This window comes from Priestia sp. AB (assembly GCF_028369225.1).
In the GTDB taxonomy this organism is placed as follows: Bacteria; Bacillota; Bacilli; order Bacillales; family Bacillaceae_H; genus Priestia; species Priestia megaterium.
Genome location: NZ_JAQMYN010000001.1, coordinates 1,016,320 through 1,030,600, shown reverse-complemented (window position 1 = coordinate 1,030,600; position 14,281 = coordinate 1,016,320). Strand labels below are relative to the sequence as shown.

The 14,281-nt window shown below is 38.7% G+C and carries 23 protein-coding genes; 10 read left to right on the top strand and 13 right to left on the bottom strand.

Features of this window, described 5'->3' with window-relative positions; translation table 11 throughout:
• Positions 1-117 precede the first annotated feature (117 nt).
• The 3 genes from POF52_RS05315 (at position 118) to POF52_RS05305 (ending at position 2,452) form a co-directional block, all read left to right on the top strand.
• Entirely contained in the window at positions 118-273 is a 156-nt protein-coding gene (locus tag POF52_RS05315) for a hypothetical protein (RefSeq protein ID WP_014458731.1), read from the top strand.
• Between the two features lie 468 nt (positions 274-741).
• The gene (locus POF52_RS05310) at positions 742-1,467 is read left to right on the top strand and encodes an AbrB/MazE/SpoVT family DNA-binding domain-containing protein (protein ID WP_271990439.1); all 726 of its coding nucleotides are present in this window, start codon (positions 742-744) and stop codon (positions 1,465-1,467) included.
• A gap of 250 nt (positions 1,468-1,717) precedes the next feature.
• Complete coding sequence (locus POF52_RS05305) at positions 1,718-2,452, top strand: class I SAM-dependent DNA methyltransferase (protein WP_271990436.1); 735 nt, start codon at positions 1,718-1,720, stop codon at positions 2,450-2,452.
• A gap of 149 nt (positions 2,453-2,601) precedes the next feature.
• Here POF52_RS05305 and POF52_RS05300 read toward each other — a convergent pair whose 3' ends face one another.
• The 3 genes from POF52_RS05300 to POF52_RS05290 form a co-directional block, all read right to left on the bottom strand.
• Positions 2,602-2,955, bottom strand: coding sequence for a DUF2294 domain-containing protein (locus tag POF52_RS05300; protein ID WP_047930640.1), 354 nt, complete (start codon positions 2,953-2,955; stop codon positions 2,602-2,604).
• Between the two features lie 2 nt (positions 2,956-2,957).
• Positions 2,958-3,380: a phosphate-starvation-inducible protein PsiE gene (locus POF52_RS05295; RefSeq protein WP_013084516.1), complete on the bottom strand. Its 423-nt coding sequence runs from the start codon at positions 3,378-3,380 to the stop codon at positions 2,958-2,960.
• A gap of 386 nt (positions 3,381-3,766) precedes the next feature.
• Positions 3,767-4,777: an aldo/keto reductase gene (locus POF52_RS05290; protein ID WP_271990430.1), complete on the bottom strand. Its 1,011-nt coding sequence runs from the start codon at positions 4,775-4,777 to the stop codon at positions 3,767-3,769.
• A 306-nt stretch (positions 4,778-5,083) separates the two neighbouring features.
• Here POF52_RS05290 and POF52_RS05285 point away from each other — a divergent pair, with 306 nt between their 5' ends.
• Positions 5,084-5,329 (top strand): hypothetical protein, encoded by a 246-nt coding sequence (locus tag POF52_RS05285; RefSeq protein ID WP_013084518.1) that lies wholly within the window; start codon positions 5,084-5,086, stop codon positions 5,327-5,329.
• 125 nt (positions 5,330-5,454) lie between these two features.
• Positions 5,455-6,096: a pyridoxamine 5'-phosphate oxidase family protein gene (locus POF52_RS05280; RefSeq protein ID WP_271990426.1), complete on the top strand. Its 642-nt coding sequence runs from the start codon at positions 5,455-5,457 to the stop codon at positions 6,094-6,096.
• Between the two features lie 11 nt (positions 6,097-6,107).
• Here POF52_RS05280 and POF52_RS05275 read toward each other — a convergent pair whose 3' ends face one another.
• From POF52_RS05275 to POF52_RS05245, 7 genes are all read right to left on the bottom strand, one after another.
• Positions 6,108-6,275, bottom strand: a complete 168-nt coding sequence (locus POF52_RS05275) for a hypothetical protein (protein ID WP_176583221.1) — start codon at positions 6,273-6,275, stop codon at positions 6,108-6,110.
• The gene (locus tag POF52_RS05270; protein WP_271990422.1) at positions 6,259-6,747 is read right to left on the bottom strand and encodes a DinB family protein; all 489 of its coding nucleotides are present in this window, start codon (positions 6,745-6,747) and stop codon (positions 6,259-6,261) included. Before POF52_RS05270 ends, POF52_RS05275 begins: the two co-directional genes overlap by 17 nt.
• Positions 6,748-6,767: 20 nt before the next feature.
• Positions 6,768-7,262: a GNAT family N-acetyltransferase gene (locus POF52_RS05265; protein WP_013084522.1), complete on the bottom strand. Its 495-nt coding sequence runs from the start codon at positions 7,260-7,262 to the stop codon at positions 6,768-6,770.
• A gap of 63 nt (positions 7,263-7,325) precedes the next feature.
• The gene (locus tag POF52_RS05260) at positions 7,326-7,847 is read right to left on the bottom strand and encodes a hypothetical protein (protein WP_271990419.1); all 522 of its coding nucleotides are present in this window, start codon (positions 7,845-7,847) and stop codon (positions 7,326-7,328) included.
• 157 nt (positions 7,848-8,004) lie between these two features.
• The gene (locus tag POF52_RS05255) at positions 8,005-8,139 is read right to left on the bottom strand and encodes a hypothetical protein (protein WP_016765157.1); all 135 of its coding nucleotides are present in this window, start codon (positions 8,137-8,139) and stop codon (positions 8,005-8,007) included.
• A gap of 149 nt (positions 8,140-8,288) precedes the next feature.
• On the bottom strand, positions 8,289-8,447 hold the full coding sequence (locus tag POF52_RS05250) for a hypothetical protein (protein ID WP_162013567.1): 159 nt from the start codon (positions 8,445-8,447) through the stop codon (positions 8,289-8,291).
• A gap of 62 nt (positions 8,448-8,509) precedes the next feature.
• Positions 8,510-8,680, bottom strand: a complete 171-nt coding sequence (locus POF52_RS05245; RefSeq protein ID WP_162871439.1) for a hypothetical protein — start codon at positions 8,678-8,680, stop codon at positions 8,510-8,512.
• Positions 8,681-8,865: 185 nt separating this feature from the next.
• Between POF52_RS05245 and POF52_RS05240 the strand changes: the two genes are divergently transcribed.
• Positions 8,866-9,252, top strand: a complete 387-nt coding sequence (locus POF52_RS05240) for a MerR family transcriptional regulator (RefSeq protein ID WP_013084526.1) — start codon at positions 8,866-8,868, stop codon at positions 9,250-9,252.
• Positions 9,253-9,287: 35 nt separating this feature from the next.
• On the opposite strand, the gene POF52_RS05235 is transcribed toward POF52_RS05240, so the two are convergent.
• Positions 9,288-10,250 (bottom strand): aldo/keto reductase, encoded by a 963-nt coding sequence (locus POF52_RS05235; RefSeq protein ID WP_271990408.1) that lies wholly within the window; start codon positions 10,248-10,250, stop codon positions 9,288-9,290.
• Between the two features lie 227 nt (positions 10,251-10,477).
• Entirely contained in the window at positions 10,478-11,158 is a 681-nt protein-coding gene (locus POF52_RS05230; protein WP_271990405.1) for a CPBP family intramembrane glutamic endopeptidase, read from the bottom strand.
• Positions 11,159-11,227: 69 nt separating this feature from the next.
• Here POF52_RS05230 and POF52_RS05225 point away from each other — a divergent pair, with 69 nt between their 5' ends.
• A complete protein-coding gene (locus tag POF52_RS05225) occupies positions 11,228-11,986 on the top strand; it encodes a MerR family transcriptional regulator (RefSeq protein WP_271990401.1) in 759 nt (252 codons plus the stop codon).
• Complete coding sequence (locus POF52_RS05220) at positions 11,983-13,227, top strand: MFS transporter (RefSeq protein WP_271990398.1); 1,245 nt, start codon at positions 11,983-11,985, stop codon at positions 13,225-13,227. Before POF52_RS05225 ends, POF52_RS05220 begins: the two co-directional genes overlap by 4 nt.
• A gap of 49 nt (positions 13,228-13,276) precedes the next feature.
• On the opposite strand, the gene POF52_RS05215 is transcribed toward POF52_RS05220, so the two are convergent.
• Positions 13,277-13,567, bottom strand: a complete 291-nt coding sequence (locus POF52_RS05215; protein WP_271990395.1) for a hypothetical protein — start codon at positions 13,565-13,567, stop codon at positions 13,277-13,279.
• A gap of 122 nt (positions 13,568-13,689) precedes the next feature.
• On the opposite strand from POF52_RS05215, the gene POF52_RS05210 reads away from it, so the two are divergent.
• On the top strand, positions 13,690-13,878 hold the full coding sequence (locus POF52_RS05210) for a hypothetical protein (RefSeq protein ID WP_013058545.1): 189 nt from the start codon (positions 13,690-13,692) through the stop codon (positions 13,876-13,878).
• Between the two features lie 86 nt (positions 13,879-13,964).
• Positions 13,965-14,246 (top strand): hypothetical protein, encoded by a 282-nt coding sequence (locus POF52_RS05205; RefSeq protein ID WP_013058546.1) that lies wholly within the window; start codon positions 13,965-13,967, stop codon positions 14,244-14,246.
• The last annotated feature ends 35 nt before the right edge of the window (positions 14,247-14,281 follow it).

The following is a 14,281-nucleotide window of genomic DNA, read 5'->3' as shown; positions in this document are numbered from 1 at the left end:
TGAAAAAATTCACCGTTTCTCCACCCTAATTCAGGAATTCCAATCAAAAATTTGGATATTTATGCTAATATAGATTTTGTTACTCATATAAAGAAACAATTATTAGCGGGGTGTCATATGGATAATCAATACGTTGTAGGATGGGGAACGTTGGCTTTAATTAATGCCGGATTAGCGCAAGGTAAAAATCGAACGGGTCTGAACTGGTTCTTATTATCTCTTGCTTTAGGACCGCTTGCTACCTTCATCTTACTGCTGGTTGAAAAACGATAAAAATTGGTTCAAAGCTCATTGCTTTGAGCTTTTTTCTTTATTTTCCAACTATGACTGCTCTCCAAAACAAGTGAAAAAAGCACCGCTTGAAATTTTTTTCTAGACTTAATATGCATAAATCTATTCATCATTGAGCGTAAATCCGGCTGCATTTTGTTAATAAAAAACCTACTCTTTAGAAAAGGAAGGAAGCTCCTTTTTAAACCTTTGTTTCTGACAATAAAATCAAAAGAAAGAAAAACGCTTTTATTCTATGCTTTTCTAATTAACAGATTAACTGTTTTCTTCAGATAATTACCTTTTACATGAGACAGCTATGCATCTACTGAATGAGGTCAAACTTCCTGTATTTCTCAATCTGTAGGATGAATAAATACTCATTTGCTTCATTTGACAAAGAAATAAATGCTGTGTAATTTAAGTAACATACCCCATCTAAACTGTTTTTAGAAAGGATTAAGTAGCAAGATGCGTACAAAAAAAGAAGAGTGTATAATTGACGAAATGGGAAGAGTATCCCTTCCTTCTTTGTTTATGCAACTAACAAAACTCGAGACGAACGATAAAGTTTTTTTACGGAGCTGTGATGATTGGATTATTATTGATCATCATGATGAAAATGTCCCGGTTCCTTCTCATATCTTCATTCGAACAATTGACCATATGAGTAGAATAGTCATTCCGAAATCCCTGCGAGATGACTATGAACTTAAGCCCTTTGATTATGTAGAACTATACGTGGTAGAACAGCAAATTGTGATGAAAAAAAGAGACGAAAAATCGATAGCGCTTTCACAAAAACCTGCGGCGCCTCCCCCTTATTATGCAACATTAACCGGACGGCAGATTCAGCTCACTTCTGAACTTTTAACGTCAGTGGAATTGGGTGCAAACATGGAGGTTCAATTTTTTATTAACCAGGAAAATAACATTGTGATTCAAAAATATGAAATGAGTTTTGGTAAGAAAACGACTTTAACATTTACGGCTCAATCTCGAAAAATTGATGACCGTTTTCGACTTACTATTCCTAAAAAGCTGCGAGATGATTTCTCTATTCACTCAGGTACGATGTTAAAAATAAAGAAGAGTAATAAGCAGCTCATTTTAGAAAAAGTGGAGAATGAAAAAGAGATTAGCAGCGTATTATCTCAGCAAATAGACGCAGCAATTGTTGAAAAATTATCGAAATAAGAACGACGCAAAAAACAAATGGTTCCCTACGACTTCATAGCAAAAGCTAAGAGTTACGCATAGATTGACCCTTTCTATACTCGACTCTTAGCTTTTAGACTTATCTTCCGTAAACGTGTACAAGCCGGTTACTCCACATAATAGCACTACTTCCAAAATAAAAAATCATTTCCATATCTATCAAAATATTTGTAAATAATTTCAATATATGTGTATAATGAGGTAATTTGCATAGAGGAGGCTGATTTAGTTGAAGATCTCAACAGGAACTGAATTTTACGATAATGACGAGACGTTTTTGGCCTATACAAAACGCCGGCAGCAAAAAGAAAATGCCAACGATACGATTGAAAAACCGGCCATTCTGCAGCTTCTAGGTGATGTTGCAAATGCAAACGTTTTAGACTTAGGGTGCGGAAACGCTGGATTTGGCGCGGAGCTTCTTGAACAGGGATGTTTCTCTTATACCGGAGTAGACGGCTCTATCAATATGATAAAAGCAGCTCAGCAACAGCTTTCAACCTATCCAAATGCAGGAGTAATCCATGAATCGATGGAGCACTATACTCCAGCCCGTGACAAATACGATTTAGTTACCGCAAGACTGTCTCTTCACTATATCGAAGACTTAGCTTCCATTTTCATTAAAGTGAATCAAGCACTCAAACCTGAAGGAAGATTTGTTTTTTCCGTTGAACACCCAGTCATTACTTCCACTTTGCAGCCTTCTGCTCTGCGCACAAACTGGACCGTGGATAACTACTTCTCAATGGGATTCCGTCAGCAGCACTGGATGGGCGGATACGTTCAAAAGTATCATCGCACGCTTGAAGAGTACTTTTCTTTGATGCAGCAAAGCGGATTCACCGTTACAAATTTAAAAGAAGCATGTCCTCAAAAAGAACATTTCGACAGCGCTGAAACTTACGAGCGTCGAATGCGTATTCCTTTGTTTTTACTAATGAGCGGTGTGAAGAATAGATAAGCGCCTAGATGAAAAGAGCATCAAAGCCTTTGTTAAGGAAACAAAGGCTTTGATGCTCTTTTACACTTACTCTTCACAACAGCAACATACGCTATGTCTCTGTTGTTTGGCGTCACTAAATCCCTCTTTCTTTCAAAAAACTATTTTAGTTAATCGTCCAACTTTCTATCAAAAACAAAAGTAGTCATCGCAACATCTTCTTCAATATTAATGTCTGAAAAAACTCTTACAATTTTTGCATGAACAAGTTTTTCAAACTTATCTCGTATCTCGGAACAATCATAAATTTTTTTCACTAGCTCTGTACGTGCCTCATGAACCATTCTTTTGCCTTCAGGAGAAGTTATCATAAATTTTTCTACATTCGTAAGATTGCCTTTCATTTCACTAACAGCCCACGCATCTACAAAGCGAGTAGTAATTTCTCTCGGTCCATTTCCAACCTGCTCCTTACGGATTTCGCGCACTAAATTACTAAATTCATGCTCCTTATTTCTACTCATATTCAAATTCTCCTTTCATTATCTTCTAATCTTTTTTTCGTTAACATTAAGTAACTAATCGTTAAAGCAATAATTCCTAGCGATAAAAATAAACTTCCAATTTGATAATTGTTATTCACAATAATAAATCGTATTGTAGCAGTAATTCCAATGTATAAAAGATAACTCAACGGAAAATGGCAGCTTTCCTTAAAGTACGTCATAATCATCGAAACAAAAGCAAAATATAAAAAGAAAACCAATACTTTTCCAAGGATTTTATGAACGTTATTATTTCCTGTTAAGGCATCATTCATAATATAAAAAAGCTCTCTCAATAAAAAATAAACGAGTATAAACCCTAGGACAATCAGCGAGACGTTTAAAATAAATTGATATGTTGTAATTAGATACTGCCTTTTTTTACGTAAAAATAGTTCCAACACCTTTGTATCCCTTCCTTTTATCTAACTTCCTTACATTGATTCTATTCATGTTAGCAAAACGCTCAAAAACTATTAGCCTGTTTTAGAGCTTGCTGCTTTATTAGTTATCTCCAACATATCCACTCCTCCACAAAAAAACCCATCATAAAGAGATTTGTGCATAGCTGTACAAATTTCTTTATGATGGGTTAACGACTCAGCATTTTTCAATACTTGTTATCCAGCCCTTCATATATCTACATATAGTCAAGTCACCAAAGATAAAAAAACATATATAATGAATTTCTATCAATAAGCTTCTTTACAATTAATTATAGCGCAATACGTCAAAACTTCAAATAAAGATTTACTTAGCGTTTACACTGATATAGTTTTTAACTACTTCTTCATTTAACATTGATTGGCAGCGGAGCATAAGAAGCTACAAGCTGCTGTTCACGCATTTCTTCCCAGAAGGCTGCCGGAATTACTGTATTTAATGCCGCTTTGTCTTCAGCAATACGCTCTGGACGACTGGCGCCAGGAATAACAGCAGCAACCGCTGGATTAGCCAGTGAGAACTGTACAGCAGCAGCCTTAATGCTGATCTGATGACGATCTGCAATAGCTTTGATTTTTTCTACTTTTTCCATAATGTCTGAAGATGCTTTTTGATATTCAAAGTGCGTACCTCCAGCAAGAACGCCTGAGCTGTATGGTCCGCCGACAACAATGTCCATATTATGCTTTACGGCTTCGGGCATTACTCGCTGCAGCGCACGCTCATGATCTAATAACGTGTAACGGCCCGCTAGCAACGAGACATCCGGCTTTGCTTCTTCAAGCTCCAGCATGATTTCAATTGGTTCTACTCGGTTTACTCCAAGTCCCCATCCTTTAATAACTCCTTCTTCACGTAAACGTGTAAGCACACGAAATGCGCCCGTTCGAGCAGACTCAAATTGTCCTACCCACTCATCTCCATAAAAATCTTGCGCAACATCATGAATATACACAAAGTCTAAGCGATCTGTTTTTAAACGATTTAAGCTTTGCTCGATCGAACGAAGAGTGGCATCTGCGCTGTAGTCATTGATAATTTTATTTTTACGGCCAAATTCAAAAAGCCCGCCTTTTTCTCCCATATCACGTGAAGATGTATCTTCTAGTTCATCTGAAATAACGCGACCTACTTTCGTACTTAGCACATACTCATCGCGATTTCTTTTTGACAGGGCTTCACCAAGGCGCATCTCAGCTAAGCCAGCTCCGTAAAGAGGAGCTGCATCAAAGTAACGGATGCCGCTTTCCCAAGCTGCATCGACCGTCGCTATAGCCTCTTCTTCTGGAATATTACGATACATATTGCCCAGAGGTGCCGTTCCAAAACCTAGTTTTCCTTGCAGTAGCTCTCTCATATTCATAAAACCTCCTGAAATTTTTATAATTCTATTTTAGAAATTGATCAGTATGAAGGTAAACTCAACGACTGATCTATTCATTAAATGTCATATTATCTCCTGACAAAATTTATTATGAAGCATATACACAATAAAAAAAAGTACGCACTTCAAAGTAATATGGGAACTAAAAAGTAACCTACTAAGGAGTAAATGAGCTTTTCAGGCTCTCCTTTTATTTATGTACTTTCTACTTCTTACTCATGCAAACAAACATTTTGCATACAATAAGCAGAAAGCTACTTTATAAATGAGGTGAGATTCTTGAGAGATGAATACTTCAAAAAAATTGAAGATAAGCTCGATAAGCTTGATGAAATGGACGATTCCACAATGAAAGAAGAACAAAAAGATGAATATTTTCAAAGTCTGCTAGATGATATGGATGATTTGTTGAAAGACATGCGCCAGCGAGAAAAAGACTCGAATCATCTCGTCAGCGAACATATGAAGACGGTTAATGACATATTTGATAACGCAATCAAAAATTTTAAAAAAGACCGAAGCTAGCGTTATAGCACTTCTACTCCATTTTAATATACTGATTTTTCTGTTTTTTAAATATAAAAATATAGTATTTCACATATGAAAATGGTATTTTCAGTATACGCAAAAAGTAGGAGTGAAAAAAAGCAATGGAAAACAGTCATTTTAAAGAACAAGTAAAAACGAAGGAAGAGCTTCGCGATATAGTCGGCGCGCCTAACAAATTGGCGCATCAAAAAATAATTTCTTATTTAGATCGACACTGCCGGGAATTTATTAAACATTCCCCTTTTGTTATCATCGCTACAGCTGATTATAAAGGAATTTGCGACAGTTCTCCGCGAGGCGATCACCCTGGTTTTGTACAAGTTGTCGATGAGAAAAGGCTATTGATTCCAGAGAGGCGCGGCAATCAAAAAGTAGATTCATTGGAAAATATTTTATCTAATCCTCAAATAGGGCTGCTTTTTTTGATTCCAGGCATAGAAGAAACACTGCGAATTAACGGCAAAGCTTGCATTGTAAAAGAAAAAGCGCTGCTTGAAACAATGGCGGTTCAAAACGAAACTCCGCTGCTCGCTATCGGCGTCGAAGTACAAGAATGCTTTCTCCACTGCAGCAAAGCATTCAAGCGATCAAAGCTGTGGAATCCAGAATCTTGGGAAAGAGTCGAAACGCTTCCTTCCGCTGCTCAAATAGTCGCAGAACACGCAGGCTTTTCCACTTTAGAAAGCCGTACCAATCCCGAAGAAAGCAAAACTCAGCACCTCTATGAAAAAAAGCCGCTGTAATGCGGCTTTTGTCATTTTACCATCAGAAACAGTATACCTCCGGCAATGATCAGAACTGGTAACAAAGCAAGAAGCACGCCTTTTTTCGAACTTCCTATGTATTCATGATCACCATAGGCGCGGCCTGCTCTAAAATCTATTTTCACCTGAGATTCTTCTTTTTTATGTTCTTTTTTCATCCCCTTTGCCTCCTAGCGGCATTTGAGCGTCAATTTGCTTAATATGATGCTTTAAATGAGCAATATAATCTTTAGTCAACCCCTGGAGCGAAACGAACTTTCCATCTTTTAATTCGAATTGATACATATGCTTTTCTGTTGGTATATGCAAAAGAACGGAAGCAATTTGCTTATTTAAACTGCGCCATAGGGCAACTATTTCTTCCATGGGCATATCTTGATAGTGCTGCAGTTCTACCCATTCATCTTGTTTGTAAGGCGTCAGGACCAAAGGTGTTTTTTCATGCTGCACGTTGACAAACCGCTGCAAATTGTGAAGGGCTGAGTCACATAAGTGCCCCACAATTTCTTTCGGTGACCACTTCTTAGGAGCAAGACGGTTTGACGCCGCTGCTTCAGAGAATACTTCAAGCTTTTTAGGAAGCTTTATCATCCATTCATTTAACTCAACAACCGTCGACTTCACGTTCATTTCCCCTTTAAGCACGTTTTTTAAAAAACCTTCCCCATATAATATTCATCGACTAATTTTCCATCTACAACGAGCGAACATATTTTTTTCCCTTCTATTTTAAAACCCATCTTTTTATACAGCGAAATGGCCGTTTCATTGTGGGTCATAACGGTTAGCTCTACTCGTTTGATGCCGATACGCGCCGCCCAGTTCTCCATTTCTTCAAACAATGAAGTACCAATCCCCTGGTTTCCATAGGAACGCAGTACGCCAACAGCTAAGTATGCGCTGTGTTTTTTTCGATTAACGCTTCCGCCAATCACAGATAAATGTCCGACAAGCTGTCCGTCTTGTTCCGCCACTAAAATGGTTGAGTTCGGCATCTTTAAAAAAGTTGTAATCATTTTTTTCTGCTGTTCGAGCGTAATCGCACGCTCATTTTCCTCGTACAGCATATATGCTGTTTCTCGATCAAGCTCTTTATTTAATGCTAAAAAAGCGGCTGCATCAGAAGCTAAAATTTCTCGAATCACGTTTACCCCTGCTTTCGTGAATAGTAGTTAACTAGAAAAAACGCTAAAAAACGGATGATATCCTTACACACGTGCTGAACGTTTTCCAAGAAACGCCGTGAAGATAAAACATACACTAAAAGCGACAGCTGAAACGAAAAAGCCAAGCATCCACCCTAAAGCTCGCATAAACGTATCTTCATTGGGATACAGGGGCTTAACGCTTACCCACTGGATCACCATAATTAATGCCAATATTAAATAAAAGCTGCTTCCCGTTAAAGCCATCTTAAGACGGTTTTTAAATGATCCTGTCCACGCTGTACTAAAGGCGCTCCACGTGAAAATACTTACAATTGTCGCTAAAAACATAAGAACAAGATGCAAATAAGGGATATTAGTAAAGATAGGAAGGAAGAGTAAACATATCGTAGTCCCAAAATATAAAGCATTAATGCCAAACAAATAGCCTCCGCTTAGCCAATGGTTTTGAAACCACTTTTTCTTGCTAAGACGTTCTATCATTCCGCTGGGCGCCCACAGCGTACGCGAAAAAATAATCATAACCAGCACAAGTACAGTGCCGGCTAAAAAGAATATTAACACCTTTTTATCAGCCTTTCTATTCAAAATAAATATGGTTAATTATACTATTAATAACATAATTAAACTATTGTTTTCTTTACTAATAAAGAGGCTTAGACATAACAAAATTACTCCAACCTAAAGACGAACAAATGGGATAAATAAGCTGGACTGCTTGTTACACCGCTGTTGATTTTCGTGCAAGGCTTCGCTTTCCGCGGGCAGCCGGTGAGCCTCCTCGTCGCTTGCGCTCCCGCGGGGTCTCACCTGTTCCGCTTTTCCCGCAGGAGTCTTCGCCTTGTCCTCCAATCACCAGCTAGAAACTACTATATACATGACACCTACGTTCACCATACTAATAAAAAAACCGAACGAAGTTGATTCTGCATTAAGAATCTCGATTCATTATTCAGATCTTCTTTCAACGAAAATACTTTTGTCACAGCTTTTTTTTACGCCTATTTACATTCTTCCTCCGGTAAACGGATTGATTTCCCCTGTTAAATCACGTCCTGCTTTCTTTTCTTCGTGTGCGATGCGCTTGCCAATCGCAATTTTATTCCAAATTAGTGGCACCCAAATACACGCTCCGAACAAAATTATCCAAAAAAGTTCTCCCATTTCTTCCACCCTTTCATTTTCTGCTCTTATTTTGAAGACAATAAGAAACGCGTATACGCTTTTTACTCTTTGTTTGAATCACTCATATCATATGAAAAGAAATAAACTAGGATTGATAAAGCCATTCCGTACACGGTCCAAGCCGCTAGTAAAATGGCGTACTGATGATTGATAAAAAAGACTCCGCTTGAAATCAGCAGCAGGATAAAACTAATCCATTTTACTTTTTTCATTACTCTATCCCCTTTACTTAACTTTTTACAGTAAGTTTCTTATTGTCTACATGTTATTACGGACAAACTGTATAAAAGTTCCATATTTTTAAAATAAACGGAAAATAATTTGATAAAACGTTCAACTATCGATTATCATATACCTTAAAGTAAGCTTTACGATTCATAAGTGGGAGTGAACAATCTTGTCTTATAGCATGAAAGAAATGAATGAAAAAACCGGGCTTTCCGCACCGACTTTACGCTACTATGAAAAAGAAGGAATCCTTCCTTTTGTAGAGCGTGATGAAAATGGAAAGCGCCTCTATAATGATACGAATATTGAATGGATCCGTTTTATCTTAGCTCTGCGCTCAACGGGCATGCCGCTTGCAGAAATCAAGCGCTATGTAGAGCTCTATAAACAAGGCGAAAGCACGATTAAAGAACGAAAAAACATGATGCTTCAGCACAAAGAAGCGGTGGAAGAAGAAATGGCCAAAACTTTTAAATACCTTGAACAAATCAACTATAAGCTCGCTTTGTACGACTCACTAGAAGCAAAATTAACGCAAAAGGAAATTAAAATTTAAACACAAAAATCCGCAGGTGCACCTGCGGATTTTTATTAATACAGTGAATTCACGGTATTTAACAACTCTTCTGACCATGTCCAATCGCTGATTTCAACCGCATCTGTTACGTGGTGCAATTTACTAGCTCCGATAATGCTTGATGTTACAGCGGGCTGATTCAATACCCATGAAAGAGCAAACTGAGACAAGCTTACTTCATTTGTTTCTGCTAACTTGCGATACTGCTCCACCAGCTGAAAGTTTTGGTCTGTAAAGTAGTTTCGCAGCAGCTTTTCACCATGCGCAGCGCGACTTTCTGGCGGCACGTCATTTGGTGTTTTATATTTGCCTGAAAGCATGCCGCGCGCTAACGGACTGTATACCATGACGCCTACACCTTCAGATTGACTAAACGGCAGCAGCTCTTGTTCAATTTCACGAGAGAGAAGATTATACTGAGGCTGAACGGAAATGAATTTTTCAAGATTCATTTTGTCACTAATATGATGAGACTTTGCGATTTGCCACGCGGCATAATTGGAGCAGCCAATATAACGAACTTTGCCTTGGCGAACTAAATCATCTAGCGTGCGAAGCGTTTCCTCCATAGGTGTATGGTGATCAAAAAGATGAACTTGATAAAGATCAATGTAGTCTGTCTGCAGTCGTCGCAGCTGATTATCCACTTCTCTCATAATATGTGTGCGTGAAAGGCCTTTATCATTTTTGCCTTTTCCTACGGCAATGCCGACTTTTGTTGCAAGCACAACATCATCTCGTTTTCCTTTTAACGCGCGCCCAATAATTTCTTCAGATTCCCCTGTGCCATATCTAAACTCTTCATCCTGCCCTTTTCCGTAATAGTTGGCTGTGTCAATGAAGTTAATTCCGTTTTCAATGGCGCTATGTAAAATAGCTGCCGACGCTTTTTCGTCAATCCATCGTCCAAACGCCATAGTACCTAGACATAAATTTGATACTTCCAGACCTGTTGTTCCAAGCTTTCGATATTGCATCGATACCCTCTCCTTTTTATAGCTGTCTCTACTCTCTCTTATCATACACCTTAACGTCCACTTTAAGACAAGCCTTAAGCGTGCATGCATATACAAAAAACGGCTAGGAACAGGCAGTGCTTCTAGCAGTTTCCGGGTTCATTTCCCACTTATTTTTTTGCAATTCGCTTCTTCAGTAGACATAATATGGTAAGATAAATCATAGCTTACTCCTTATCGAAACTCCATTAGGCTGCCGCTGTTAAAATAACGGCGATTCCATTAAAACAAGCATGAATGATCATACTTGAAAGCAGCGACTTTGTTTTTTCGTACACCCAAGCGACCACGAGACCTGAAAAAAAGTTAACGGGCAAGGTATTGTATGTTGGAATATGCACCAGCATAAAGATAAACGAACTTCCCACTAATCCAACGACAATCCCTCCTTTACGTTTCAGCCACGTATAAAAAAATCCTCGGTAGATAATCTCTTCATAAAAAGGCGAGATTACAGCAGCTGAAACAAAAGCAAGTATAAATGAAAACAGCGACAGGTCTTGCTGTAAACTGGCTGTTTTTTTATTTTCATACGGCATACCAAACCATTCCATTAGCACAACAATTGCCACACTTCCTAAAATCAGCACAAAAAGCCAAAAAAGAATGCGCGGCCAGTGCCGTTTTGAAAACGATTGAAAACCAATTTTTCTATCACCAGCCTGAACCATCAGCCCATACAGAGCTGATAAAAACACAGCTGCCATAACAAACCCAGTAGCTGTTCCAGCATAAAGATCATTTTTAAACAGGGAATGTAAAGCACCCTGCAATATGCCTTCAATTAAGATAGGCACCCCAACAAACGTAACGACCAGCATAATTACGAATGATTTTATTGTCCATAATCCTTGATTTCTTTGTTTCAATTTACTTCGCCTCCCTTTTACATATATTCAGTGTAAAAGGTGACGTGACGTTACCTGCAAGCATTTTTTTTGGAGGGGTTAAAAATTATTTATTTTTCTACTGGGCAAGCCGCTAAAAAATTAGGCCTCACGGTGCGTACACTCCGTTACTACGATCAAATTGGCTTGCTTCATCCATCGACAAAATCAGAAAATGGAAAACGCTCCTACTCAGAAACGGATTTAGTCACACTAGAGAAAATTACTTTGTTAAAAAACTTAGCCGTTCCTTTGCGAGATATTGAACTTATTCTTCACAAAGTGAGTATCGATGAACTTCTAGCCATTCATCAGCAAAAACTTCAGCAAAAAGCGATGGAAATTCAACAAGCTTTAGAACATACTCACACGCTTCGCAACAGTATAAAAATAGAAGGTGAATTAAACTGGAAGCAGCTCCTTCCTTTAGTTGACAATGAAACTAATGCCAAGAGCAGCTGGAATGATCTGCTTTCGGTTTCAATAGAAGAAAGTGAGATTCTGCAGCATGATTTGCCTAAAATGGAGAATGCGAGTGCGGATAAATGGATTAACATCATAAAACGAGTTCAGCTTTGCTTAAAGCATCAGCGTGCACCTCAATCTGAAGATGGACAGCTAGTTGCAGCTGATATACTGCTTTTATCGAGTGAGCTATTTGGCCCTCACATTGCTTTAGAAAAAGCCTTTTGGGATGTTCGCAAATCTCCCGAGGCATCAAGTTCACTTAATCTCTACCCTATTGACAGCGAAGTCCTTCAATTTATTGAAGATGCGATTATTTTTTACGAACAACACATAAAGGAATGAAGGTATTGAAAAAAGAAAAGCTGTTTGCTAATTCTTCTTATAAAAAATTATTTATTTCAAGCACTGGGGCAAGCTTCGGAGATTTATTTGATATGTTTGCGGTGATGACGCTTTTTACATACGTGTGGCACGCAAATTCCCTCTGGATTACGCTTATTCCTGTCGCGTACGCTTTGCCTAGCATCCTGCTAAGTCAAGCAGCAGGAAATTTAGCTGACCGCTATGATAAAGTACAGCTGATGTTACTGTCTGAACTAGTCCGTCTTCTGTTCACATGTCTGTTATTTTTCACAAATGAACCGCTTTTGGCACTTGGGGTGCTGACGCTGCGCTCTATGGGTTCTGTTATGAAAGTCCCCGCACAGCTGGCTTACGTTCGAGAAGTGGTCAAAGAAGATCAGCTGCTGCAGGCCTCTACTTTACAAAACATTATGTTTCAAATTACCAAAGTTGTGGGGCCGTTTCTCGGAGCCGCCGCGCTGACGATTACAACGCCAAAAGCATGCATTTTAGTTAATGCCGCAGCTTGTATGATTTCTATTGGCGTGCTGTTTTCACTTAAAAAAGCAGGTAAAAACATTCAAGGGCAAGCTGCTCGTTCTTCCCATCAAGCGAAAGAAACGTACTCAAACGGCTGGAAAATCGTTTTTCAGCACTCACTCCTTTTACGCGCCGTTATTTTGTTTCACCTTTCGTATTTTGTAGTGATGCTTGTTGACGCTCAAATTAGCATCTTTCTACGAGATGTGCTGCCTAACCATCCGGAAATGCTCGGCTGGCTGCTTTCTGGAATCGGACTGGGGGCGCTAGCAACAGGAGTGTATCTTAATAGAAAAAAACAGGTTCACCATCCATTTAGACTTTTATCACTTGGACTGCTCCTATTTGGAGGGGCTTTATTTTTCATTAGCTGCTTTAATCCAGCCGTTATGTCACGCTATTTCATTTTGATTGCTGCACCTATTGGAGGAGCCGGAGTTGGGCTTAATTTACTGCTGTTTAACTATATCGTTCAAACATACAGCGACAAGGAACACCTCGGAAAAGTGTACGGCTTCATCAACACCTTAACGAGTGCCGTTTTACTTACTGCTCCTCTTCTTGGAGGCATGCTCGTAAAGCTTGCAGGTGCTCAGACGACTTTTTTAACGGCGGCAATCATCATCGTAAGCGTTGGATTTGTGAATATGCTGATGCCTCTGCGTGATAAACGGGAAAGAAACGTTCAGATTGACGCATAAAAAAAAGCTTGAGGTTATACCTCAAGCTTTTTTTATATACTCCTATTTATCAACCAGCGGCTACATAAATCAAAGCAGCTAATATGTTCGGTACTGCAATAGCTCCAAATCGTTTTGCATCTTCAACTCGGCTCACCTTGCGCGTCTTTTTGGCTGAAAAGAATGTGCCTGTACTTCCTAGCACGATACTGTCAATAAGGTATGCCAAAGCTAAAACCAGTGGTACTGCTCCCATTGTGCCTGACACAAAATAGAGATAGCTCCACTTTTCTGTAAAAGCAGCAAGAGCAAGAACAATCCCGACCGTCACGATACCTGCTATAAATCCTTTTTTAATCATTGCATCCCTCTTCCCTTCCTGCCCCTTAAATTTTACCATATACTTCTTTTTTGTAAGATATCTTACATTTTATTCTACTATACTCATACCTTATGGTAAAATTAGTAAGAGAGGTGGTACATATGAAAAAACGTCAAGGAATCACGCTGCTTTTATTTATACTCGGAGCAGCCTCTATTTCTTTTGGGATGGCTTTAAAAAATATCTTTCCTTATTCCCCTGCAGCCGGGTGGATTTTAGGAACACTGCTTTTGTTAGGAAACTCGTTTTATACGAGAAGATACTTACATAGAAGGTCAATTAAGAAGTAAATATCCGCCCCGAGCCGTATATACAAACCTTCATTCGGTTATGGTAAAATAGATAAGCAAAAACTGGATGTAAGGAGATTTTGAGTTTGAAAACAGGATTAATATCTGGCATTATATCTTTAATTATTGTGATTATCATTTCTATTACAGCAGGCAACTGGCAGTATATTTACTATATTTCAGGCCCTCTTGGCATATTACTTACGGCAATTGCACTCGTAACCTTACTGGACGCATTTCGATTTGAAACGAGAGGACCTTACTTTACCCCGGTCCGGCAGCGAGAGGATACCGAATGGATGAAACGTTTTATTATTGCAGCTGTTCCTCATTTAGTTGCTTCATGTATTTGTATTTTATTTTTATAGAAACCAAAAAGCCAATGAATGATATTCATTGGCTT

Excerpts from the sequence above, each read along its gene's own strand:
- POF52_RS05315 (WP_014458731.1), top strand. The coding sequence starts at position 118 with ATGGATAATCAATACGTTGTAGGATGGGGAACGTTGGCTTTAATTAAT.
- POF52_RS05310 (WP_271990439.1), top strand. The coding sequence starts at position 742 with ATGCGTACAAAAAAAGAAGAGTGTATAATTGACGAAATGGGAAGAGTA.
- POF52_RS05300 (WP_047930640.1), bottom strand. The coding sequence starts at position 2,955 with ATGAGTAGAAATAAGGAGCATGAATTTAGTAATTTAGTGCGCGAAATC.
- POF52_RS05290 (WP_271990430.1), bottom strand. The coding sequence starts at position 4,777 with ATGAGAGAGCTACTGCAAGGAAAACTAGGTTTTGGAACGGCACCTCTG.
- POF52_RS05280 (WP_271990426.1), top strand. The coding sequence starts at position 5,455 with ATGGAAAACAGTCATTTTAAAGAACAAGTAAAAACGAAGGAAGAGCTT.
- POF52_RS05275 (WP_176583221.1), bottom strand. The coding sequence starts at position 6,275 with ATGAAAAAAGAACATAAAAAAGAAGAATCTCAGGTGAAAATAGATTTT.
- POF52_RS05270 (WP_271990422.1), bottom strand. The coding sequence starts at position 6,747 with ATGAACGTGAAGTCGACGGTTGTTGAGTTAAATGAATGGATGATAAAG.
- POF52_RS05250 (WP_162013567.1), bottom strand. The coding sequence starts at position 8,447 with ATGGGAGAACTTTTTTGGATAATTTTGTTCGGAGCGTGTATTTGGGTG.
- POF52_RS05245 (WP_162871439.1), bottom strand. The coding sequence starts at position 8,680 with ATGAAAAAAGTAAAATGGATTAGTTTTATCCTGCTGCTGATTTCAAGC.
- POF52_RS05235 (WP_271990408.1), bottom strand. The coding sequence starts at position 10,250 with ATGCAATATCGAAAGCTTGGAACAACAGGTCTGGAAGTATCAAATTTA.
- POF52_RS05220 (WP_271990398.1), top strand. The coding sequence starts at position 11,983 with ATGAAGGTATTGAAAAAAGAAAAGCTGTTTGCTAATTCTTCTTATAAA.
- POF52_RS05215 (WP_271990395.1), bottom strand. The coding sequence starts at position 13,567 with ATGATTAAAAAAGGATTTATAGCAGGTATCGTGACGGTCGGGATTGTT.
- POF52_RS05210 (WP_013058545.1), top strand. The coding sequence starts at position 13,690 with ATGAAAAAACGTCAAGGAATCACGCTGCTTTTATTTATACTCGGAGCA.